The following is a 22,455-nucleotide window of genomic DNA, read 5'->3' as shown; positions in this document are numbered from 1 at the left end:
CACGGGCGGTGTCCGGGCCTCCCGATATCCTTGAGGATTGTGACCCCCGAGTATTCCGCCCATCATCTGCAGGTGCTCGAGGGCCTGGAGGCGGTCCGCAAGCGCCCGGGCATGTACATCGGCTCGACGGACTCGCGCGGGCTCATGCACTGCCTGTGGGAGATCATCGACAACTCCGTCGACGAGGCCCTGGCCGGCCACGGCACCCGTATCGAGACGATCCTGTACCCGGACGGCAGCGTCGAGGTCCGCGACCGCGCGCGGGGCATCCCCGTCGACATCGAACCGCGCACCGGACTGACCGGCGTCGAAGTGGTCTTCACGAAGCTGCACGCCGGCGGCAAGTTCGGCACCGGCTCGTACAGCGCGTCCGGCGGCCTGCACGGCGTCGGCGCGTCCGTGGTCAACGCGCTGTCGGGCCGGCTCGATGTCGAGGTGGACCGCGACGGGAAGACATGGGCGATGTCGTTCCGCCGCGGTGAGCCGGGGATGTTCGACGGCGAAGGGCCGGATGCCCCGTTCACGCCGTTCGACAAGGCCAGCAAGCTGCGGACGGTGGGCAAGGTCGCGAAGGGCGTGACCGGGACCCGCGTGCGCTACTGGGCCGACTCGCAGATCTTCACGCGGGATGCCGCGTTCGGCTTCACCGAGCTCGAGCAGCGGGTGCGCCAGACGGCGTTCCTCGTCCCGGGCCTGGAGATGGTGATCCGCGACGAGCGCGAGGTGGCGGCGGGATTCCCGCCGGTGGAGTCGGTGTTCCGCTTCGACGGCGGCATCTCCGAGTTCGCCGAGTTCCTCGCACCCGACGCGCCGGTCACTGACACCTGGCGGCTGACCGGCTCCGGCACGTTCACGGAGACCGTGCCGGTGCTGCAGCCGTCCGGGACGATGATCCCCACCGAGCTCGAGCGACGCTGCGAGGTCGACGTCGCGGTGCGCTGGGGGACCGGGTACGACACGGTCGTGCACTCGTACGTCAACATCATCGCGACGCCGAAGGGCGGCACGCACCAGCAGGGCTTCGAGCAGGGGCTCGTGAAGGCGATCCGCGCGCAGGTCGACCAGAACGCGCGCAAGCTCAAGGTGGGCAACGACAAGCTCGAGAAGGACGACATGCTGGCGGGGCTCACCGTCGTGCTGACGGTGCGTCTGCCCGAGCCCCAGTTCGAGGGTCAGACCAAGGAGGTCCTCGGCACGCCCGCGGTGCGCCAGATTGTCTCGCATGTCGTCAACAAGCAGCTCACCGCGCAATTGACGTCGTCCAAGCGTGACGACAAGGCGCAGGCATCCCAGCTGCTGGACAAGGTCGTCGCGGAGATGAAGGCGCGCATCTCGGCGCGCACCCACAAGGAGACGCAGCGCCGCAAGAACGCGCTGGAGTCGTCATCCCTGCCCGTCAAGCTCGTGGACTGCCGCTCGAACGACGTCGCGGACTCGGAGATGTTCATCGTCGAGGGCGACTCGGCGCTGGGCACCGCGAAGCTCGCCCGCAACAGCGAGCACCAGGCGCTGCTGCCGATCCGCGGCAAGATCCTCAACGTGCAGAAGGCGTCGATCAGCGACATGCTCTCGAACGCGGAGTGCGCGGCGATCATCCAGTCGATCGGGGCTGGATCCGGGCGGACGTTCGACCTCGCCTCGGCGCGGTACGGGAAGATCATCATGATGAGCGACGCCGATGTGGACGGCGCGCACATCCGCACACTGCTGCTGACGCTGTTCTTCCGGTACATGCGGCCGCTGATCGAGGACGGTCGGGTGTTCGCGGCGGTGCCGCCGCTGCACCGGGTGATCGTCGTGAATCCCGGGTCGAAGCCGAACGAGACGATCTACACGTACAGCGAGCAGGAACTGCACAATCTGCTGGCGCGGCTGACGAAGTCGGGCCGGCGGTGGCAGGAGCCGGTGCAGCGCTACAAGGGCCTCGGCGAGATGGATGCCGAGCAGCTGGCCACCACGACGATGGACCCCGCCGCCCGCACGCTGCGCCGGGTGCGCATCGAGGATGCAGAGTCCGCCGCCGCGGTGTTCGAGATGCTGATGGGCAGCGACGTCGCCCCGCGGCGGTCGTTCATCGTCGATTCCAGCGACCGGCTCGCCCGCGAGCGCATCGACGCGTAGCCGCCCGGGCTCCGGACGTCGCACCGTGTGCGACACCCCCTCCATCGCGTCCCAGTACAAATGGCTTCCGCGGCGCCGATCCGGCATCTTCTGCGATGCGCAGCCCGTCGTGTCGCAGAAGATGCGGGATGTCGGAGCCTCAAGCCGCATGTTCTGCGACACGTCGGGGGAATCGGGCGGCCGGACGCCGGACCCGGCTGTCGTGCGAGACGTCTGCGGTCGTGTCGCACGAATTGTGGCATCCGGCGTCCACAACCCGCAGGTTCTGCGACTCGCAGCGTCTCGTGTCGCAGAAAAGGCGGGATGTCGGAGTTTGAAGCCGCATGGTGTGCGACGCGTCCGCGAATGCGTCACAGAACACGCGGGATGTCGGGCGCCGACCCGCACCCCGTGGGGCACGCGTCCGCCACCGCGTCACAGAACACGCGGGATGCCGGGCTGCGGACCCGCAGGATGTGCGACACGCCGCAGGCCGAGCGACTCCGACGCCCCCGATGTCAGCGCACGGCGGTGCCGACGGCCCCGACGACCCCGTCCAGCGGCGTCCCCGAGGCATCTCGCTTCGCCCCCGGCGCGGTCAGCTGCCGCACGCCGCCGTCGGTGCCGACCGCGCGCGGCTCCGCGCCGACCCACGCCAGCCGCAGCGCATCCTCGCCCTTCAGGAACCGCTGCGCCCGCACGCCGCCGGTGCCGCGGCCCTTCGCCGGGAACTCGGCGAAGTCCGACACCTTCGCGGTGCCCGCGTCCGCGCCGGCCAGGGCCTGGCTGGAGCCCGCGATCGTGACCACGGCGACGGATTCGGCATCCGGAGCCACGACGCCGAAGAACACGGCCCGCTCGCCGGCGGCCACGCGCACCCCGGACATCCCGCCGGCCCCGCGCCCCTGCGGCCGTACCGTGGACGCCGGAAAACGCAGCAGTTGGGCGTCGGATGTCACGAACACGAGCTCCGCGTCGTCCGGCGCAGGCGCCGCACCGACGACCGTGTCGCCGGCCTTCAGTGCGACGATCTCGACATCGCGCTTGTTCGTGAGCTCGCTCGCGGCGACACGCTTGACCACGCCCTGCGCGGTCCCCAGCGCGATCACCGGCTCGGCCGCGAGCGGCACTATCGACACCACATGCTCGTCCTTCGTCAGAGCGAGGTATTGCTCGGCACGGGTCCCTGCCGCCGGCTGCACGGAGTTGCCGGGCACGGCGGGAAGATCCACGGGTGAGAAGCGGATGAGCCGGCCCGCCGAGGTCACCGCGCCCAGCTCGCCGCGCACGGTGGTGTCGACGCTGGCACGGATGGCGTCGTGCTTGAACCGGCGCGTCGGCGTCACGATGCCGCCGGACGGCGCGTCCTCGGCCAGATCAGCGCGCACCATGCGGCCGGTGGCCGACAAAAACACGCGGCACGGCGTGTCGGCGATTTGGAGGTCGGATGCCTGCGGCTTCGCACTGCGCGGCCGGATCGGGCCGCCGTCCAGAAGCACGGTTCGCCGCGGCGTCCCGTACGCGTCGGACGCGGCATCCAGCTCGCGCGCCACCTGCTGACGCAGCAGCACTTCGGACCCGAGCAACTCCACGAGCTCGGCGATCGCCGCCATCAGCTGATCCCGCTCGGCCTCCAGCTCGATCCGCGAGAACTTCGTGAGCCGGCGCAGCCGCAGCTCGAGGATGTACTCCGCCTGCAACTCGGACAGGTCGAACACGTCGCGCAGCCGCGTCCGCGCCTGGTCGCTGTCGTCGGATCCACGGATCACCTGGATGACCTCGTCGATGTCGAGGATCGCTATCAGCAGGCCCTCCACGAGGTGCAGCCGCTCGCGCCGCCGCGCAAGACGGTACTCGCTGCGCCGGGTGACGACGCGCACCCGGTGATCGAGGTAGACCTGCAAGAGCTCGCGCAGCCCGAGTGTCTGCGGCTGGCCGTCCACGAGCGCGACGTTGTTGATCGCGAACGAATCCTCCAGCGGCGTCAGCCGGTAGAGGTGCTCCAGCACCGCATTCGGGTCGAACCCGGTCTTCACGGTGATGACCAGGCGCAGCCCGTTCTTGCGGTCGGTGAGGTCGGCGACATCGGCGACGCCGGTGAGCTTCTTCGCGGTGACAGCGTCCTTGATCTTCTCGATCACGCGCTCCGGCCCCACCAGGTACGGCAGCTCCGTGACGACGAGCCCGGTTCGGCGCGGACCCAGGTGCTCGACGCTCACCTTCGCGCGCGTGCGGAAGGATCCGCGTCCGGTCTGGTACGCCTCTTTGATGCCGTCCACGCCGGTGATGACCCCGCCGCCGGGCAGATCCGGGCCGGGGACGAACTCCATCAGATCCTCGACCGTGGCCTCCGGGTTCTCCAGCAGGTGCACGGCCGCGGCGCTGACCTCGACCAGGTTGTGCGGAGCCATGTTCGTGGCCATGCCGACGGCGATGCCGGACGCCCCGTTCACGAGCAGGTTCGGGAACGCGGCCGGCAGTACGGACGGCTGCTGGAACTGGCCGTCGTAGTTCGGCACGAAGTCGACGACATCCTCGTCCAGGCTCTCCGTCAGCGCCAGCGCCGACGGGGCAAGCCGCGCCTCGGTGTAGCGCGCGGCGGCGGGCCCGTCGTCGAGGGAGCCGAAGTTCCCGTGCCCGTCGACGAGCGGGACGCGCAGCGTGAACGGCTGCGCGAGCCGGACCAGCGCATCGTAGATCGCGGAATCGCCGTGCGGGTGGAGCTTTCCCATCACCTCGCCGACCACGCGCGCGCTCTTCACGTGTCCGCGATCGGGCCGCAGCCCCATCTCGGCCATCTGGTACAGGATCCGCCGCTGCACGGGCTTCAGCCCGTCGCGCGCATCCGGCAGCGCGCGCGAGTAGATCACCGAGTACGCGTACTCGAGATACGAGCCCTGCATCTCCGCCGAGACGTCGACGTCCTCGATCCGCTCCTGGTTGGGGGTCGACGGCGAAGGGGGCTTGGCGGGCATGCGTCTCCGGATCTCGGGCGGGCGGACGGGGCGACGGCACCGTGTGCGAGACTTGCCCCGATGACCATCAGCCTACCGGCCGACCCGCCCGGTGCCCGGAGCCTCACCGGTGTCGTCCCGCAGGTGCTGGCGGCACTGGAGGGCCGGTCGGACTGGTTCGCGCCGGCGACCTCCGCCATCGTGCTGGTGGCCGACGGGCTGGGCGCGCACAACCTCTCCGCCCGCGCGGGGCACGCCCGGTTCCTGTCCGGGATTCGGACGAAACGGGATGTCGCCCGCACCGTGTTCCCGGCGACCACGGCCGCCGCGCTGACGAGCCTTCTCACCGGGACTCCGCCGGGCGTGCATGGGCTGGTTGGCTACCGGGTCCTCGATCCGGCGCGGGATGTCACGGTCAACCAGCTCAAGGGCTGGGACGAGGGCGCCATCGACCCACTGACCTGGCAGCGGGCGGAGCCGCTGATGGCTCGCGAGGCGGCCGCAGGTCGGCCGTGCTTCGTCGTCTCCAAGGCCGTGTTCACCGGGTCCGGCTTCACAGCCGCGACGCTGCGGGGAGCGCAGGTGCTGTCGGCGCCGACCGCAACCGGGCGCGTGCTGATCGCCGCAGATCTCGCCGCCCGCCACCCCGGCGCGCTGATCTACGTGTACACCGCGGCCCTGGACACCGCCGGGCACAAGCACGGCTGGCAGTCCGAGCAGTGGTCGGCGGCGTTGGAGCGCGTGGACGCCGCCGTGCGGGCGCTGTCAGACGCGCTGCCGCGCGGCGCGGGGGCCGTCGTCACCGCCGACCACGGCATGGTCGACGTCCCACGCCACCGTCAGGTGCTGTTCGGAGCCGACGACGGCCTCGCGGACGGGGTGCGGCACGTCGGCGGGGAGCCGCGGATGCTGCACCTGTACACCGAACCGGGGCGGGATCGGCGGGTTCTCGAGACGTGGCGAGCCGCCGAGGGCGGCCGCTCGTGGGTGCTGAGCCGTGATGAGGCGATCGGCGCCGGGATCTTCGGCGCGGTCTCCGCCGAGGTCCGTCCGCGGATCGGCGATGTGCTCGTGGCCGCTCGCACCGGCGTCGCCTATTACGACGATCGTGAGGCCGACAAACGCCCGCAGGCGATGATCGGGCAGCACGGGTCGCTCACCGACGACGAGCGCATCGTCCCGCTGCTGCGGCTCGGCGCGTTCGCCTGACCGCAGCGCCCTTCCGGGACCGCGTCAGCTGTCCTCGGACCGCGCGCCGAACACGATCTCGTCCCACGACGGCATCGCCGGGCGACCCTTCCGCCGACCGTCCGCATTCTGCGGCGCCGGGCTCTGCTCGTTCGGATCGAGGCTACCGCCGGCGGTCTGCTCGGCCCCGGCGTAGCCCGGCTCGAGCGCATCGAACAGCGCGACCGGCTGCGGGCCGTCGTCTTCGCTGAAGCCCTCGTCCGCGCCCGACGGCAGCGGCATCCGCTGTCCGCGGCGTCGGCGGAGCGCCTCCAGCAGGTCGGCCGTCTCGGTCGATGTCTGGGACTGCTCGGGAGCCCGCTTGATGGCGGCATCCTGCACGGCGGCCGGTGCCGGGGCGTGACCGGCCTCCGGCGCCCACTCCGACTCGCTCTCGACGTGCAGCCGGCGTGGTCCGAACGCGGCGCTGTCAAACCGGGAGTCGTCCTTCGGGCCGGGAGCGTCCAGGGCCCGTAGGCGCGGGATGAGCCCGTCCGGCAGCGATCCCTGCCGGGACAGCTGCGACGCGTCGGCGTTCAGCGGCGACAGCGTGCTGCGGCGGGGATCGAAGCTCCAGCGGGCGTCGTGGTCGACATCCGACGCCGTGAACTCGAGCTTGAGGATCCAGCCGGCCTCTTCCTTCCAGCTCGTCCAGCGCTCCCCGGTGGCGGCGGCCTCGGTGAGCTTGGCGCGGACGGCACCGCCGAACGTCGGGGGAGTGTCGTCGAGTCCTCCCGCCACGAGGACCGGCACGGCGAGGGCCTGACCGACCATGTGCTCGCGTTCGGCGAGGACGGGTCCTTCGTACCGCGCCACGTCGTCGACGCCGATCCCGAGGGCCTCGGCGACCTCCGCCGCGGACAGGCCGGCACGCACGCGCGCCTGGATGTCGCGGGGACTCGGCCGCGGACCGCGCTGCGGGACGCGCTCGGAATGACGCTGCGAGCGCTTGAGCTCGGCGTGCAGCACGTCGTCCACCAGGAGCGTGAAGCGCTGCCCCGCTTCGGTCGCCAGGACGATCACATCGTCTTCGGATCCGATGACTCTGAGCTGTTCCATACGAACCGCGCCTTTCCATGTGCGGGTGTGCGCCCATGTTCGCACGACCCCGTGCCGGGAGTGGGAATATCGCGGGCGTGCCGTCCGTTTCACCGCAGGATCGTCACAAGACAGGCCCATCTCACGGCCGCATTTGCGAAATGGGCTCATGTCGTGCAAACTATCGCCGCCCCGACCCGAACGCGGCATCACACCATGGGAAAGTAGAGACCTTCAGGAATGGCCACCGATTACGACGCACCCCGCAAGAACGAGGACGACAGCGAGTCGATCGAGGCCCTCAAGGAGCGCGTACCCGACAAGCTCTCCGGCAACGTCGGAGACGAGGATTCGGACAACCCGTCCGGCTTCGAGCTCCCGGGCGCGGATCTGTCGGACCTGGAGCTCGACGTCGTCGTGCTGCCCCCTCAGGAGGATGAGTTCACGTGCATGAACTGCTTCCTCGTCAAGCACCGCTCACAGCTGGACCACGAGGACGCCTCAGGCCCCATCTGCATCGAATGCGCGGCCTGACCGGACGACTATGAGGCGCTGCGATCCGCGCCGCCGGCCCGCTGGGCGCGACGGATCGCAGCGACCAACCGGTCCGGTGTCCGTGACGAGATGACCCACGCCGGCGCCGGATCGTCGGGATCGACGACCGCGACGCGGATGACGCCGTCGATGCCGCCGCGAATGAGATGCCACGCGTCCCGGGGCAGGCCCGGACCGCGCAGCTGACGGGCGTCCTCCCCGGTGAACCACTCCCCGTCGCCGAGCAGCGTGACGGGGATGTGGGCGCGACCGGCGTAGAGCACGCCGTCCCGCACCTCGATCCGCGGCGAGGCGGCCAGCAGCAGCCAGATCACCAGCACGGCCACCACCACGCCGGCCGCCAGCGCGAGCGTCGTGTCGAACGGCACGAACGCCATGGCCGCCATCGGCGCCGCCACCGCGGCCCCTGTGAACGCCCACAGGGACGGCGTGAGGCGCTCCGTGTATGTGCTCCCGGTGCCGGTGGCACCGCTCGTCGTCTTCTGCATTACCCTCGATGAGTGACCGAAACCGTGGACGTCCCCATTATCGCCCCCGAGATTCCGGCCTACGCGCATCCCGGTGACGCCGGCGCGGATCTTGTCTCCACGCAGGCGCTGCGCCTGCAGCCCGGCCAGCGCGCGCTCGTGGGCACCGGCGTGCGCATCGCGCTGCCGGACGGATACGTCGGCTTCGTCGTGCCGCGCAGCGGCCTGGCCACGAAGCACGGAATCACGATAGTGAACGCGCCCGGGACCGTGGATGCCGGATATCGCGGCGAGCTGAAGGTGACGCTGCTGAACACGGACGCCACCGCACCGTATGACATCGAGGTGGGCGCACGCATCGCCCAGCTGATCGTGATGCCGATCTCCCGAGCGGCATTCATCCCGGTGGAGACGCTGCCGGAGAGCGTGCGCGGTGAGGGCGGATTCGGCTCCACCGGCTACGCGAACGAGACGAGGAGTCTTTCATGACCGATGCCACGTCCCCGCTGGGACCGGGCAAGTCCGCGCCCGGGGATCGCTCGGCGGCGGGACCGTTCGACGACTCCGAGGCGAACCCGGTCCGCCCGTACATCGACCTCGGCGGCATCAAGATCCTGCCCCGCGAGGGCCTGAACCTGCGCCTCGAGGTCGAGGAGCAGTCCCAGCGCATCGTCGCCGTCGGGCTGGACTACGCCGAGTCGACACTGCAGGTGCAGCCGTTCGCCGCGCCGCGGTCGGCCGGCCTGTGGGATGAGACGCGCGAGCAGATCCGCCAGCAGGTCAAGCAGCAGGGCGGCCGTGTAGAGGAGCGGGACGGCCCGCTCGGCGCGGAGCTGCTCGCCGAGGTGCCCGTGGTCGCCACCGACGGCACCGCCGGCCGACGACTGGCCCGCTTCATCGGCGTCGACGGCCCGCGCTGGTTCCTGCGCGGCGTGATCGGGGGAGCGGCGACCGCGGACGTGGACGCCGCGACCCGCGTGGAGGACCTGTTCCGCTCTATCGTCGTGGTGCGCGGCGGCTCGCCGATGCCGCCGCGCGACCTCATCCCGCTGCGGATGCCCATCGCGCCGGGCGCGGCGTGACCGAACCCGGGCCCGACGAGCGGGATGCCGACCCCGCGGCATCCGATCTGCTCGGCGCCGCCCTCGGCGGTGCGGCGAAACGGGCCGGATTCGACCCGGGTGCGTCGGCGACCACCGGCCACATCGTGTGGAAGGCGATGGGTGGATGGCGCGGCATCCTCGAGTCCGTCCTGCCCACCCTCGTGTTCGTCGTCGTCTGGACCGCCACTGTCGACCCGCGCACGCGCGAAGGCGACCTGTGGCTCGCCGTGGGCACGTCGGTCTCACTCGCGCTCGTGTTCACCGTCATCCGGCTCGTCACCCGGTCGACCGCATCCGCGGCCATCGGCGGACTGGTGGCCACGGCCGCGGCCGCGGCGCTGGCGCTGTGGACCGGGCGGGCGGCCGACAACTTCATCCTGGGCCTGGTCACGAACGCCGGCTACGGCGCCGCGATGCTCGTCTCTGCGCTGATCGGCTGGCCCCTGATCGGCCTGGCCGTGGGCTGGCTCATGAACGAGGGCACGCGGTGGCGCGCCGAAGCCCGCAAACGACGCGTGTTCTTCTGGCTCACGCTCGCGTGGGCGGCACTGTTCGGCATCCGGCTCGCCGTCGAGCTGCCGCTGTTCCTCACCGACCAGGTCACCGCCCTGGGCACGCTCAAGATCATCATGGGACTGCCGCTTTTCGCCCCCCTGGTCGCGGTCACCTGGCTGGCCGTGCGCGGCCTGTACCCGAAGCCCGACACGGGCCCGCAGGCGCCGTCGCCGACGAACCAGGGGTGATACATTTATCTTGATATCAAGATAAATTCACTCCCGCGCGAGTAAGGCGAACCTGACTGGCCACGGCCCGTGCGCACGGGGATGATGGGACCGCGGGCGCGTGCCCGCGCTTCCGCCGCCGACGAAGGAGACGAGACGTGTCCACGGTTGACAGCTTCGGTGCCAAGAGCACCCTGACGGTCGGCAGCACCGACTACGAGATCTATCGGGTCGACGCGGTTCCGGGGTCGGACAAACTGCCGTTCAGCCTCAAGGTGCTGCTGGAGAACCAGCTGCGGACCGAGGACGGCGCGAACGTCACGGCGACGCAGATCACGGCGCTCGGGTCGTGGGACCCCCAGGCCGAGCCGGACACCGAGATCCAGTTCACGCCAGCGCGCGTGCTCATGCAGGACTTCACCGGCGTGCCGTGCATCGTCGACCTCGCCACGATGCGCGAGGCCATGGTCGACCTCGGTGGAGACCCAACCAAGATCAACCCGCTCTCGCCGGCCGAGATGGTGATCGACCACTCCGTGATCGCGGACCTGTTCGGCACACCGGACTCGTTCCAGCGCAACGTCGAGATCGAGTACCAGCGCAACGGCGAGCGCTACCAGTTCCTGCGGTGGGGTCAGACCGCGTTCGACGACTTCAAGGTCGTCCCGCCGGGGACCGGCATCGTCCACCAGGTGAACATCGAGTATCTCGCCCGGGTGACGTTCACCCGCGAGGTCGACGGCGTGCTGCGCGCATACCCCGACACGCTCGTGGGTACCGACTCGCACACCACGATGGTCAACGGCCTCGGGGTCCTCGGATGGGGCGTCGGCGGCATCGAGGCCGAGGCGGCCATGCTCGGCCAGCCCGTGTCCATGCTGATCCCGCGCGTGGTCGGCTTCAAGCTCGCCGGCGAGATCCCCGCCGGCGTCACCGCGACCGACGTCGTCCTCACGATCACGGACATGCTGCGCAAGCACGGCGTCGTCGGCAAGTTCGTCGAGTTCTACGGCGCCGGCGTCGCCTCGGTGCCGCTGGCCAACCGCGCCACGATCGGCAACATGAGCCCGGAGTTCGGCTCCACCGCCGCGATCTTCCCGATCGATGACGTCACGCTGGAGTACCTGCGCCTGACCGGACGCAGTGACGAGCAGGTCGCGCTCGTGGAGGCCTACGCGAAGGAGCAGACGCTCTGGCACGACCCGTCGCGCGAACCGTCCTTCAGCGAGTACCTCGAGCTGGACCTGTCGACGGTGGTGCCCTCGATCGCCGGGCCGAAGCGCCCGCAGGACCGGATCCTGCTCAGCGAGTCCAAGCACCGGTTCGAGCAGGACCTGCTGAACTACGCCGACGCCGAGCACGACCTCGTCGACCTCGAGGTGGCGGAGTCCTTCCCGGCATCCGACCCGCCGGCGAACTCGCCGGAGGACGCGCACAGCATCCACCACCACTCGCACCGCTCGCACGCCCCGGCGACGGCATCCAAGCCCACCCCGGTCACCACGCCCGACGGCGAGGAGTACACCCTGGACCACGGCGCCGTCACGATCGCGGCGATCACGTCCTGCACGAACACGTCGAACCCGTCGGTCATGCTCGCCGCGGGACTGCTCGCGCGCAATGCCGTCCGGAAGGGCCTGAAGGTCAAGCCGTGGGTGAAGACCACCCTCGCGCCGGGATCCAAGGTCGTCACCGAGTACTACGACAAGTCCGGCCTCACCGACGACCTCGAGAAGCTCGGCTTCTACACGGTCGGCTACGGCTGCACGACCTGCATCGGCAACTCGGGTCCGCTCATCGAGGAGGTCTCCGCCGCGGTCAACGCGAGTGACCTCGCCGTCACGGCGGTCCTGTCCGGCAACCGGAACTTCGAGGGCCGGATCAACCCCGACGTGAAGATGAACTACCTCGCGTCGCCGCCCCTGGTGATCGCGTACGCGCTGGCCGGGTCGATGAACTTCGACTTCGACAGCGACGCGCTGGGCACCGACGGCGCCGGCAACGACGTGTTCCTCAAGGACATCTGGCCGGATGCCAAGGAGGTGCAGTCGACGATCGACTCGTCGATCTCGACCGACATGTTCGACCGCGAGTACGCCTCCGTGTTCGACGGCGACGACCGCTGGCGGTCGCTGCCGACCCCGACCGGGGCCGTGTTCGAGTGGGATGACGCGTCCACCTACGTGCGCAAGCCCCCGTACTTCGAGGGGATGGGCGCCGACCCGGAGCCGGTGGCCGACATCGCCGGCGCTCGCGTGCTCGCCAAGCTCGGCGACTCGGTCACCACCGACCACATCTCGCCGGCCGGCTCGATCAAGGCCGACAGCCCCGCGGGCCGGTACCTGACCGAGCACGGCGTGGACCGCAAGGACTTCAACTCGTACGGGTCGCGACGCGGCAACCACGAGGTGATGATCCGCGGCACGTTCGCGAACATCCGGCTGCGCAACCAGCTGCTGGCCTCGGCCAACGGGGGAGCGGGCGTCGAGGGCGGATACACCCGCGACTTCACGCAGTCCGGTGGACCGCAGTCGTTCATCTACGACGCGTCGCAGCACTACCAGGCCGCCGGCATCCCGCTGGTGGTCCTGGCCGGCAAGGAGTACGGTTCCGGCTCGTCGCGCGACTGGGCGGCCAAGGGCACGACACTGCTGGGCGTGCAGGCGGTCATCGCCGAGAGCTTCGAGCGGATCCACCGTTCGAACCTGATCGGCATGGGCGTCATCCCGCTGCAGTTCCCCGCCGGCGAGACGGCCGACTCGCTCGGCCTGGACGGCACCGAATCGTTCGCCATCACCGGGATCGAGGCGATGAACGCGGGATCCACGCCGAAGACCGTGCACGTCGTGGCGACGCCCACCGACGCGTCCGAGGGCGGCAAGACGCCCGTCGAGTTCGACGCCGTGGTGCGCATCGACACGCCCGGTGAGGCCGACTACTACCGCAACGGGGGCATCCTGCAGTACGTGCTGCGCTCGCTGGCCTGAGCCTGTGAAAGGCCCCCGTCGTCCGCGGACGACGGGGGCCTTTGCGCATCCGGCTCCTAGACTTGGCAGGCCAGACCGGCGAGGGGAGAGAAATGGCGATCCTTCCGACGATCCGCGGCCCGCGGGATCTCGATGCCCTGAGCCGCGCGCAACTCGCGCAGCTGGCCGGTGAAATCCGGGCGTTCCTGATCGAGAACGTCGCCCGCACCGGCGGCCATCTCGGCCCAAATCTCGGTGTGGTCGAGTTGACGATAGCCATCCACCGCGTGTTCGACTCGCCGAACGACCCGATAGTGTTCGACACCGGCCACCAGGCGTACGTGCACAAGCTCCTGACCGGGCGGCAGGACTTCTCCCGGCTGCGATCGCAGGGCGGTCTTGCCGGGTATCCGCAGCGTGCGGAGAGCCCGCACGATGTCGTCGAGTCCTCGCACGCGTCGAGCGGCCTCAGCTGGGCGGACGGGATATCCCGCGCGTTCATCCGCACCGGTCGGCGCGACCGGCATGTCGTCGCGGTGGTGGGCGATGGCGCGCTCACCGGGGGGATGACGTGGGAGGCGCTGAACAACATCTCCGACGATAACGACCGCAACCTCGTGATCGTCGTCAACGACAACGGCCGGTCGTACGCGCCCACGATCGGCGGGATGGCACGGTACCTCAACCGCATCCGCACCGCGCAGACCTACCGTCAGCTCGACGAGAGGTCGCAGAGCCTCTTCCACCGCTTCGGTCCGGTCGGCCGCGCTATGCACCGCGGCCTGCGCGGCGGGACTCGCGGGTTCCTGTCCCGCTTCACCGGCAACGAGGCGCTGTATTCCAATCTCGACATAAAGTATCTGGGTCCGGTGGACGGGCACGACATCCCGGCCCTGATCGAGACCCTGCGCCTCGCCAAGCGGTACGGCGCCCCGGTGATAGTGCATGCGATCACCGAGAAGGGCCGCGGATACGACCCGGCGCGGCACGACGACGCAGACCAGTTCCACGCCGTCGGGCGGATCGATCCGCGCACGGGCGAGGCGCTCGGAGGCGCCGGCGCGCAGACGTGGACGGATGTCTTCGCCGGCGAGCTGCCGGAGCTCGGCGCCGCGCACCCTGACGTCGTCGCGGTGACCGCCGCGATGCTGCGGCCCACGGGGCTGTTGCCGTTTGCGCAGCGGTTTCCGGATCGGGTGCACGACGTGGGCATCGCCGAGCAGCACGCCGTCGCCTCCGCCGCCGGCCTCGCGTACGGCGGCCTGCACCCGGTGATAGCGCTGTACGCGACATTCGTCGGGCGCGCGTTCGACCAGGTGCTGATGGACGTCGGGCTGCACCGCGCGGGCGTCACGTTCGTGCTGGACCGCGCGGGGATCACCGGACCGGACGGGCCCAGCCACCACGGCATCTGGGACCTGGCGACACTCCAGATAGTCCCGCACATCCGGATCGCGGCGCCGCGCGACGCGGCGCGGCTGCGCGAGGAGCTGGGAGAGGCGGTCGCGGTCGGCGATGCGCCGACTGTGGTGCGGTTCCCCAAGGGCAGCGTCGCGGACGAGCTGCCGACATTGGAACGCCTCGCCGACGGCGTGGACGTGCTCGCCCGAGGCGAGTCGCCGGATGTGCTGCTGGTCGGCATCGGGCCGATGGCGCATCTGGCGATGGATGTCGGGCAGCGGCTGCGTGCACAGGGCATCGGCGCCACGGTGATCGACCCGCGCTGGGTGGTGCCGGTCGCCCCGTCGATCGTCGAGCTCGCGGCATCCCACCGTCTCGTGATCACGATCGAGGACGGGATCCGCGTGGGCGGCATCGGGACCCGCGTGCGGCAGGTGCTGCGGGAGGCCGGCGTCGACACCGCGGTGGACGAGCTGGGGCTGCCCGACGAGTTCATTGCGCACGCTTCGCGTGACGAGATCCTCCGCGACGCGGGTCTCACGGCGGCCAAGATCGCGCAGGACGTGGTCGCGCAGGTGCTGGGCACCCGCATCCCGTCCGCCCGCCCCGCCGCCGCGCCACAATGGGCGGATCTCGCCCCGCGCGGCGAGTAGCCCCCGGCCGAGGCGAGGATTTCGGCCGAGGCGAGGATGTCTCGGCGCGATGTGGCCCTCTCCTCGGCCAATCTCCTCGCCTCGGCCGAGGAGATGCGGGATGCCGCGCCCAGCCGCGCCGAACCTGGCCGCGTCGCGCATCCCACGCGCAGCCCAGTGCGCCACCTGCAGCCCGTCGCGCATCCCACGCGCAGCCCCGGTGCGCCACCCGCAGCCCGCCGCGCCTGTCTCCCGCGCATCCTCGGCCGAGCCGAGGTTTTCGGCCGAGGCGAGGACGTCTCGTCGCGCATCCGCCCTCGCCCGGGCCGATCTCCTCGGCTCGGCCGAGGCCGACGGGTTGGATACGGTGGAGGGATGCTGTCTCGTCCCATGGTCCGCGGCGCCCTCATCGTCGTCGCCGGCGTCGTCCTGGCCGCGTGGGTGGCGTTCGGCCGCGCCCTGTTCGGAGTCGCCGGTCCGTTGACGCCCGTCTACGCACTGACGCTGGGCACCCTGCTCGTCGTCCTGCACCTGTTCGTCGCCCGCGGCGTGGTTCGCACCGCGCACGCGGGATACCACCACCGCGGCGCCACGTTCGGCACCCTGTTCGCGTCGTGGGGCTGCGCGGTCCTGTTGGGCCTGCTGATCCCCGACATCACCGCGGACGGGCTGCAGACCATTCTCACCGGGACGGCCGAACCGGGCCTGGGCATCGCGATCGGCTTCGCGAACCCGCTCGGCGTGATCATGCTCGTGTTCGGCGTCCTCGCCGCCGTACTGGCCCGCGGAGACGCGCTGGGCAGGGCTGATGCGCCTCACGAAGAGGACTTGTAGGCTCCCTGTCAGCCGCCGATTCCGCGGATCACCGGATGATGGAAGGTGTCGCCGAACACGCGCTCGGACGCGCCCTCACGATCGAGGTAGACGGATGCCCCGCCGTCGATGAACGGCCACGCGGCGCCGAGGACGAGGCACAGGTCGATGTCTTCGACCTCGGGCACGACGCCCTCGTCGAGCATGAGCCGCATCTCGCGGGCCAGCCCGTCCTGAACGCGGGTGAGGATCTCTGCCTCCGTGGCCGGGGTCGAACCCACCGCGCCCTTGAGCACCTTCTCGGCCGCCTTCGACCAGCCGGTCACCCGACCCGACTTGTCCTTTTCGACAACCTGCTCGAGCTCGGCCAGGCGGTGGAAGTTGTCCGACGCGAAGAACCGGTCCGGGAACGCCCGTGCCATCGTGTCCTGCACGTGCGCCGCGACCTTCCAGCCGACCAGGTCGATCAGCTGGAACGGGGTCATCGGCAGCCCGAGCGGCGCGAAGGCCTTCTCCACGGTCATCAGCGGCGTGCCCTCGTAGAGGGCACGTGCCGCCTCTCCCATCACCTTCGCCAGCAGCCGGTTCACGACGAACCCTGGCGCGTCCGCCGTCAGTACGGCGCTCTTGCCGAGGCCCTTGGCCACCACGAACGCGGTTGACAGCGCGGCATCCGTCGTCTGCGGCGTCTTCACGACCTCGATCAGCGGCATCACCGCGACCGGATTGAAGAAGTGGAATCCGACCAGCCGTTCCGGGTGCGCGAGCTTCGCGCCGATCTCGGTGACGGACAGGGACGACGTGTTCGTGGCCAGGACCGCGTCGTCCGCGATGATCTGCTCGATCTGCGCGAACACGTCCTGCTTGACCGAGACCTCTTCGAAGACCGCCTCGATCACGAAGTCACAGTCCGCGTACTCGCCGCGATCCGTCGTTCCGTGGATGAGGCCGCGCAGCTTGCTCGCCGTGTCGGCGTCCACGCGTCCCTTGGCCTCGAGCTTCCCGATTTCTTCGCGAATGTATGCCAAACCCTTGTCGACGCGCGCCTGGTCGAGATCGGTGATGAGCACCGGGACCTGGAGCTTCCGCACGAACAGCAGCGCGAACTGGCTCGCCATCAGGCCGGCGCCGATCACGCCCACCTTGGTGACCTTGCGCGCAAGCTCCTTGTCGGGTGCCCCGACCGGCCGCTTCGCCCGCTTCTGCACGAGATCGAAGGCGTACATGGATGCCGCGAACTGGTCGCCGGCGACGAGATCGGCGAGGGCCTCGTCCTCACGGGCGAACCCTTCCGCCTTCGTACCGCCGCGGGCCTTCTCGAGCAGGTCCAGTGCGGCGTACGGCGACCGCGGCACGGTGCCGATGCGGCTTTCCAGCATGCCCCGCGCCACCTTGATCGCGACCGGCCACTTGACGGTGCGCTCGATCCTGCCCGGCTCGTTCCTGCGCTCGACCCTCACGGTGCCTGCGAGTACGCCGTCGGCCCACCGCAGCGAGTCCTCGAGGTAGTTCGCGGGCTCGAAGATGGCGTCGAAGATCCCGTACTCGAACGCCTGCCGGGGCTTCAGCATCCGGTTCTGCTTCAGCGGATTGGAGATCACGACCTCGAGGGCGTTCTCGATGCCGATGAGGTTCGGCAGCAGGTACGCGCCGCCCCACCCCGGAACGAGTCCGAGGAAGACTTCGGGGAGGGCTATCGCGGCCGCCGAGGCATCCACCGTGCGGTACGTGGAGTTCAACGCTATCTCCAGCCCGCCGCCGAGGGCGAGCCCGTTGACGAACGCGAACGACGGCACACCCATGTCACCGAGGCGTCCGATGACCTGGTGGCCGCGCTGCGCGATGAGCTTCGCGTTCGCCTTCGAGCCGAGCTTCGAGATGTCCGACAGGTCGGCGCCCGCCGCCATGATGTACTGCTTGCCGGTGATGCCGACGGCGTGGATGTCGCCGGCCGACGCACGCGCCGCGAGCGTGTCGAGCGTGTGAGCGAGCTCGGTGAGCGTCGCCGGCCCGATCGTGTTGGGACGCCGGTGGTCACGGCCGTTGTCGAGCGTGATCAGTGCCAGCACGCGGCCGGAGGGCAGCCGGATGTCGCGGACAGGCGACCGGGTGACGACCTCGTCCGCGGCCAGGGCGTCCAGCGGGGTGAAATCGATGTCTTCGTACTGATCGGAGACCTTCTTCGCCACCGCGGTCACTTCCTCTTCCTGCCGTTGTAGTGGGGGTTCTCCCAGACCACCGAGCCGCCCTGACCGAGCCCGACGCACATGGCGGTAAGGCCGTACCGGACATCCGGGCGCTCCGCGAACTGAGCGGCCAGCTGGATCATCAGCCGGACGCCGGAGGCCGCCAGCGGATGGCCGACCGCTATCGCCCCGCCCCACTGGTTCACGCGCGCGTCGTCGTCGGCGATGCCGAAATGATCCAGCAGCGAGATGACCTGGATGGCGAACGCCTCGTTCAGCTCGAACAGGCCGATGTCAGAGACCGACAGGCCGGCTTTGCGCAGCGCCTTCTCCGTCGACGGGATGGGGCCGATGCCCATGATCTCCGGCTGCACGCCGGCGAACGCGAACGAGACGAGCCGCATCTTCGGGGCGAGGCCGAGTTCCTTGACCGCCGCGCCGCCGGCCAGCAGCGCCATCGTGGCGCCGTCGGTGAGCGGCGAGGACGTGCCCGCGGTCACCCGGCCGTGCGGGCGGAACGGCGTCTTCAGACCCGCCAGGCCCTCCATCGTCGTCTCCGGACGGCGTCCCTCGTCCTCGGTCGCCAGACCCCACGCGCCATCGGCGCCCTTGATCGCGACCGGCACTAGATCGGGCTGGATCTTCCCCGCGTCGTACGCGGCCTGCGCCTTCTGCTGGCTGAGCATGCCATAGCGGTCGGCGCGCTCCCGGGTCAGCTCCGGGAACCGATCGTGGATCCGCTCTGCCGTCACGCCCATGTTCAGGGCGGCCGGGTCCACCAACCGCTCGGCCACGAACCGGGGGTTCGGATCCGCGTTGGCGCCGATCGGGTGATGCCCCATGTGCTCGACACCGCCGGCCAGGGCGACGTCGTACATCCCGGTCGCGAGCGCCCCGGACATCATCGCGACGCTCGTCATGGCGCCCGCGCACATCCGGTCGATGGCGAACCCGGGCACCGTCTCCGGGAGCCCGGCGAGCAGGCCCACCGTGCGCCCCAGGGTCAGGCCCTGGTCGCCGGTCTGGCTCGTCGCGGCGACGGCGACGTCGTCGACACGGGATGCCGGGACTTGCGGGTTTCGCTCCATCAGCCCGATCGTCGCCTTGACGGCGAGATCGTCCGCACGGGTGTTCCAGTACATGCCCTTTTCGCCGGCACGCCCGAACGGCGTGCGCACTCCATCGACGAAGAAGACGTCCGAAAGCTCGGCCACTCTGCCTCCAAACAATTGGGGAATCGAGGCAAGCCTATGCAGGCGGAGGAATCCGTCCCGAACCGGGTGTGGCGAATCTACGAAGCGGCTTCCGGGGCGTCCTCGACAGCTTGCACGGAAGCCACAAAAGCATCGGCGATGATGTGTGCGGTCTGTGCAACCTGCCAGCGTCGGGCGCCGAGCTCGGTGAGGGCGTCGCCGACGGCGTCCGCGGTCGCCGGCTCCGGGGGCTGCCAGGCGACGCGGCGCAGCAACTCGGGCGTGAGCAGGTTCTCGGTGGGCATGCCGAGCGCACTGGCATGCTCCTCGACGGCGGGCTTCGCGGCCTTCAGCCGCCGGTCAGCCTCCGGGTTCCGGTCGCGCCATGCCCGCACCGGCGGCAGGCCGTCGCCGTGCACACGCTCGAGGGGCAGGTCTGTCGTCTCCCGGCCGCGGACGATGGCCTCCCACCAGCGGTCGAGCTGGGTCCGGCTGGCACGCCCGGTGAAGTCCTTCAAGGCCGCCAGGTCGGGCTTGCTGGCGGGTTCGGCCCGCACCGCCGCGATCAGGGAGCGGTCCGGGACGAGGCGCCCGGGGGAGACGTCCACCTCACGGGCGTAGGCCTCACGCGACTGCCACAGCTCGCGGGCGATCGCGAAAGCACGGCGGCCGCGCACCGAGTGCAGGCCGCTCAGCCGCCGCCACGGGTCCGTGCGCGGCGGCTTCGGCGGGCGGGCGAGCTCGGCGGCGAACTCCTGGCGCGCAAACTCCTCCTTGTCCTGGTCGGCGAGCTCCGCGTCCAGGGCGTCACGGACGTCGATGAGGTACTCGACGTCGAGGGCCGCGTATTCCAGCCACGACTGAGGCAGCGGGCGCGTGGACCAGTCGGCGGCGGAGTGCTCCTTCGCGAGCGTGATGCCCAGCGTGTCGGAGACGACGGCGCCGAGGCCCACGTGATCGTGCCCGAGCAGGCGCGCGGCAAGCTCGGTGTCGAAGATCACCGCCGGCACGAGCCCGAGCTCGCGCAGGGACGGGAGATCCTGGCTCGCCGCGTGCAGCACCCATTCCTCGCCGGCGATCGCCGCCTGCAGCGGCTGGAACTCGCCGATCGCGGGCGGGTCGAACAGGAACACCCCCGCGTCTCGGCGGTACATCTGCACGAGGTACGCACGCTGCGAGTAGCGGTAACCCGACGCCCGTTCCACGTCCACCGCGATGGGTCCGGTGCCGGAGGCGAGGATGTCGACCGCGCGCCGGAGGGCGTCGCCGTCGGCGAGCACCTGATAGTCAGTCACGCATCATCCTCCGCGCCGTGAACACTTCCACCCCCTCCGACCCGGGCGGAAGGCCGGCGAGCATGCAGACCAGTTCCGCCCATGCCTGGACATGGTCGGTCATGTCGCCGTCCGGCGACCAGGAGGCGCGCAGTTCGATCTGGGAGCCCTCGCCCTCGGCCGCCAGCGCCCCGAAACCGCGGGACAGCGTCTTCGTGGCCGTTCCCGCCGCCGCGCGGTAGCCGGCGTGGCGGGAATCGAGCGCGTCGACGAGCCAAGACCAGGCGACGTCCGCGAGCAGGGGATCGCTGCCGATCTCCGGCTCCAGAGGGGCCTGCGCGAAACTCACAATACGCCATGCGCCCTGCCAGGACTCCGGCTCCTCCGGGTCGTGCAGCAGCACGAACCGGCCGGTGCCGTACTGCGACTGCCCGCCCTCCTCGTCGGGACGGATGTCGCCGGCCAGCGCGAGCGCGAACGGGGCGAGACCGCCGGGGGCGGGAATCTCGCGCACGACGAGGTCGGAGCGGAACGTGGTCGCCCGCACCTGGGCGGCGGCACGTTCGAAGGGCGACGGCTGAGAGGGGTCTGCCACCCGGACAGACTAGAGTGATCGGTCGATGATGCCCTCCAGGCGCGCCGCATCACACGGCGCCGCACCCCTGCTCCGATCCGGCGTCGGCCCCGTTGTGGCGACGCTGGCCGGCGCCCTCGCGGGCGTTCTCGCGGTGTGGGGCGTGCTGTCGGTGCGGCTCGCCCGCAAGGTCGTGACGCCGTCTGCCCGCGTGCCGGACACCGAGATCGTCGACCTCGACCTGCCCGCGCAGACTATAACGCTCGCGCGCACCCTCGACACCGAGCTGCCGGGGCGCTACGGCCTTTTCACGTCGGGCACGGAGTCGTATGTGAAGCTCGGCAGCGTGCTGGGCACCGACGCCCGCACCGTGAAGCGCAAGCTGCTCACCGAGATCGGCCCCGCCTCGCGGCTGTCGGCGCAGGCGGCGTTCAGCGGGTGGTACTTCGACGCGCCCGAGCAGCTGCACCTGCCGTTCAGTTCGGAGCTGATCGGGTCGGCGCTCGGGCCGTGCCCGGCGTGGCTGTTCCCGGCGGAGGACGGCCTGGACACGTGGGTCATCCAGATCCACGGGCGCGGCACACGCCGTCAGGAATGCCTGCGCGCGGTTCCCGTCTTCCACGCCCTGGGGATGCCGGTGCTCGTCGTCTCGTACCGCAACGACGGCGATGCGCCGCGCAGCCGGACCGGGCGCTACGCGCTCGGCGCGACGGAATGGCGCGACGTGGACGCGGCGATAGCGTTTGCGCTGCGGCGCGGCGCCCGGCAGGTGCTGCTGATGGGCTGGTCGATGGGCGGTGCCATAGCGCTGCAGATCGAGCTCGGCTCACCGCACCGGGACGCCATCGCGGGGCTCGTGCTCGACTCACCCGTCGTGGACTGGCGCGTCGTGCTCGGCTTCCAGGCGCGGCAGCTGCGGGTGCCCGATCCCGTCACGGGACTCGCCCTCGGCGCCCTGCAGACGCACTGGGCTGCGCCCCTGACCGGGACCCCGGCGATCCCGCTGGACCGGTTGGATGTCGTGTCCCGGGCGGCCGAGCTGCAGCATCCCATCCTCATCCTGCACAGCGACGACGACGGATTCGTCCCCTCGGACGCCTCGCATGTGCTCGCGGCGGCCCGGCCCGATCTGGTCACCCTGGAGTCGTTCCAGGTGGCCCGGCACACGAAGCTGTGGAACTACGACGCGCAGCGCTGGGCCGATGCGATCCGGGAGTGGGTGACCGCCCACGCGCTGACTGCGCCGTGAC

The 22,455-nt window shown here is 70.5% G+C and carries 17 protein-coding genes; 10 read left to right on the top strand and 7 right to left on the bottom strand.

What is annotated here, in order from left to right; translation table 11 throughout:
- Positions 1-36 precede the first annotated feature (36 nt).
- Positions 37-2,121: a type IIA DNA topoisomerase subunit B gene (locus GH740_RS10765; RefSeq protein WP_367641517.1), complete on the top strand. Its 2,085-nt coding sequence runs from the start codon at positions 37-39 to the stop codon at positions 2,119-2,121.
- Between the two features lie 497 nt (positions 2,122-2,618).
- On the opposite strand, the gene GH740_RS10760 is transcribed toward GH740_RS10765, so the two are convergent.
- On the bottom strand, positions 2,619-5,075 hold the full coding sequence (locus GH740_RS10760) for a DNA topoisomerase (ATP-hydrolyzing) subunit A (RefSeq protein WP_153746113.1): 2,457 nt from the start codon (positions 5,073-5,075) through the stop codon (positions 2,619-2,621).
- 60 nt (positions 5,076-5,135) lie between these two features.
- On the opposite strand from GH740_RS10760, the gene GH740_RS10755 reads away from it, so the two are divergent.
- Complete coding sequence (locus GH740_RS10755) at positions 5,136-6,263, top strand: alkaline phosphatase family protein (RefSeq protein WP_153746112.1); 1,128 nt, start codon at positions 5,136-5,138, stop codon at positions 6,261-6,263.
- A gap of 24 nt (positions 6,264-6,287) precedes the next feature.
- Here the strand turns inward: GH740_RS10755 and sepH are convergent, their stop codons facing one another.
- Positions 6,288-7,340: a septation protein SepH gene (sepH, locus tag GH740_RS10750; protein WP_153746111.1), complete on the bottom strand. Its 1,053-nt coding sequence runs from the start codon at positions 7,338-7,340 to the stop codon at positions 6,288-6,290.
- Between the two features lie 219 nt (positions 7,341-7,559).
- Between sepH and GH740_RS10745 the strand changes: the two genes are divergently transcribed.
- On the top strand, positions 7,560-7,853 hold the full coding sequence (locus tag GH740_RS10745) for a DUF4193 domain-containing protein (protein ID WP_153746110.1): 294 nt from the start codon (positions 7,560-7,562) through the stop codon (positions 7,851-7,853).
- Between the two features lie 8 nt (positions 7,854-7,861).
- On the opposite strand, the gene GH740_RS10740 is transcribed toward GH740_RS10745, so the two are convergent.
- Positions 7,862-8,362, bottom strand: coding sequence for a DUF3093 domain-containing protein (locus GH740_RS10740; protein ID WP_153746109.1), 501 nt, complete (start codon positions 8,360-8,362; stop codon positions 7,862-7,864).
- Positions 8,363-8,374: 12 nt separating this feature from the next.
- Between GH740_RS10740 and dut the strand changes: the two genes are divergently transcribed.
- The 6 genes from dut (at position 8,375) to GH740_RS10710 (ending at position 15,999) form a co-directional block, all read left to right on the top strand.
- A complete protein-coding gene (gene dut, locus GH740_RS10735) occupies positions 8,375-8,830 on the top strand; it encodes a dUTP diphosphatase (RefSeq protein ID WP_367641477.1) in 456 nt (151 codons plus the stop codon).
- Positions 8,827-9,423 carry a DUF3710 domain-containing protein gene (locus tag GH740_RS10730; RefSeq protein WP_153746108.1) on the top strand — a complete coding sequence of 199 codons (597 nt, stop codon included), beginning with the start codon at positions 8,827-8,829 and terminating at the stop codon, positions 9,421-9,423. The genes dut and GH740_RS10730 overlap by 4 nt, the downstream gene beginning before the upstream one ends.
- Positions 9,420-10,187: a DUF3159 domain-containing protein gene (locus tag GH740_RS10725; RefSeq protein WP_367641476.1), complete on the top strand. Its 768-nt coding sequence runs from the start codon at positions 9,420-9,422 to the stop codon at positions 10,185-10,187. The genes GH740_RS10730 and GH740_RS10725 overlap by 4 nt, the downstream gene beginning before the upstream one ends.
- Positions 10,188-10,324: 137 nt before the next feature.
- Positions 10,325-13,153 (top strand): aconitate hydratase AcnA, encoded by a 2,829-nt coding sequence (gene acnA / locus GH740_RS10720; RefSeq protein ID WP_367641475.1) that lies wholly within the window; start codon positions 10,325-10,327, stop codon positions 13,151-13,153.
- Positions 13,154-13,245: 92 nt separating this feature from the next.
- Positions 13,246-15,186: a 1-deoxy-D-xylulose-5-phosphate synthase gene (dxs, locus tag GH740_RS10715; protein WP_153746106.1), complete on the top strand. Its 1,941-nt coding sequence runs from the start codon at positions 13,246-13,248 to the stop codon at positions 15,184-15,186.
- Between the two features lie 354 nt (positions 15,187-15,540).
- Positions 15,541-15,999: a hypothetical protein gene (locus GH740_RS10710; RefSeq protein ID WP_153746105.1), complete on the top strand. Its 459-nt coding sequence runs from the start codon at positions 15,541-15,543 to the stop codon at positions 15,997-15,999.
- An 8-nt stretch (positions 16,000-16,007) separates the two neighbouring features.
- On the opposite strand, the gene GH740_RS10705 is transcribed toward GH740_RS10710, so the two are convergent.
- The 4 genes from GH740_RS10705 to GH740_RS10690 all read right to left on the bottom strand — a co-directional run bounded on the left by GH740_RS10705 (position 16,008) and on the right by GH740_RS10690 (position 21,226).
- Positions 16,008-18,176 (bottom strand): 3-hydroxyacyl-CoA dehydrogenase NAD-binding domain-containing protein, encoded by a 2,169-nt coding sequence (locus GH740_RS10705; RefSeq protein ID WP_367641474.1) that lies wholly within the window; start codon positions 18,174-18,176, stop codon positions 16,008-16,010.
- Positions 18,173-19,378, bottom strand: a complete 1,206-nt coding sequence (locus tag GH740_RS10700; RefSeq protein WP_367641473.1) for an acetyl-CoA C-acyltransferase — start codon at positions 19,376-19,378, stop codon at positions 18,173-18,175. The genes GH740_RS10705 and GH740_RS10700 overlap by 4 nt, the downstream gene beginning before the upstream one ends.
- A gap of 77 nt (positions 19,379-19,455) precedes the next feature.
- On the bottom strand, positions 19,456-20,652 hold the full coding sequence (locus GH740_RS10695) for an HRDC domain-containing protein (RefSeq protein ID WP_367641472.1): 1,197 nt from the start codon (positions 20,650-20,652) through the stop codon (positions 19,456-19,458).
- On the bottom strand, positions 20,645-21,226 hold the full coding sequence (locus tag GH740_RS10690; RefSeq protein WP_367641471.1) for a DUF3000 domain-containing protein: 582 nt from the start codon (positions 21,224-21,226) through the stop codon (positions 20,645-20,647). Before GH740_RS10690 ends, GH740_RS10695 begins: the two co-directional genes overlap by 8 nt.
- 25 nt (positions 21,227-21,251) lie before the next feature.
- Between GH740_RS10690 and GH740_RS10685 the strand changes: the two genes are divergently transcribed.
- A complete protein-coding gene (locus tag GH740_RS10685; RefSeq protein WP_153746103.1) occupies positions 21,252-22,454 on the top strand; it encodes a S9 family peptidase in 1,203 nt (400 codons plus the stop codon).
- Position 22,455 lies beyond the last annotated feature (1 nt).

This window comes from Microbacterium sp. SYP-A9085 (assembly GCF_009649635.1).
Classification (GTDB): domain Bacteria; phylum Actinomycetota; class Actinomycetes; order Actinomycetales; family Microbacteriaceae; genus Microbacterium.
The sequence above is the reverse complement of the archived record's forward strand: the minus strand, read 5'-3'. Positions and strand labels throughout refer to the sequence as shown.

Coding starts and splice junctions, on each gene's coding strand:
- GH740_RS10760 (WP_153746113.1), bottom strand. CDS start 5,075: ATGCCCGCCAAGCCCCCTTCGCCGTCGACCCCCAACCAGGAGCGGATC.
- GH740_RS10755 (WP_153746112.1), top strand. CDS start 5,136: ATGACCATCAGCCTACCGGCCGACCCGCCCGGTGCCCGGAGCCTCACC.
- sepH (WP_153746111.1), bottom strand. CDS start 7,340: ATGGAACAGCTCAGAGTCATCGGATCCGAAGACGATGTGATCGTCCTG.
- GH740_RS10745 (WP_153746110.1), top strand. CDS start 7,560: ATGGCCACCGATTACGACGCACCCCGCAAGAACGAGGACGACAGCGAG.
- GH740_RS10740 (WP_153746109.1), bottom strand. CDS start 8,362: ATGCAGAAGACGACGAGCGGTGCCACCGGCACCGGGAGCACATACACG.
- GH740_RS10730 (WP_153746108.1), top strand. CDS start 8,827: ATGACCGATGCCACGTCCCCGCTGGGACCGGGCAAGTCCGCGCCCGGG.
- dxs (WP_153746106.1), top strand. CDS start 13,246: ATGGCGATCCTTCCGACGATCCGCGGCCCGCGGGATCTCGATGCCCTG.
- GH740_RS10710 (WP_153746105.1), top strand. CDS start 15,541: ATGCTGTCTCGTCCCATGGTCCGCGGCGCCCTCATCGTCGTCGCCGGC.
- GH740_RS10685 (WP_153746103.1), top strand. CDS start 21,252: ATGATGCCCTCCAGGCGCGCCGCATCACACGGCGCCGCACCCCTGCTC.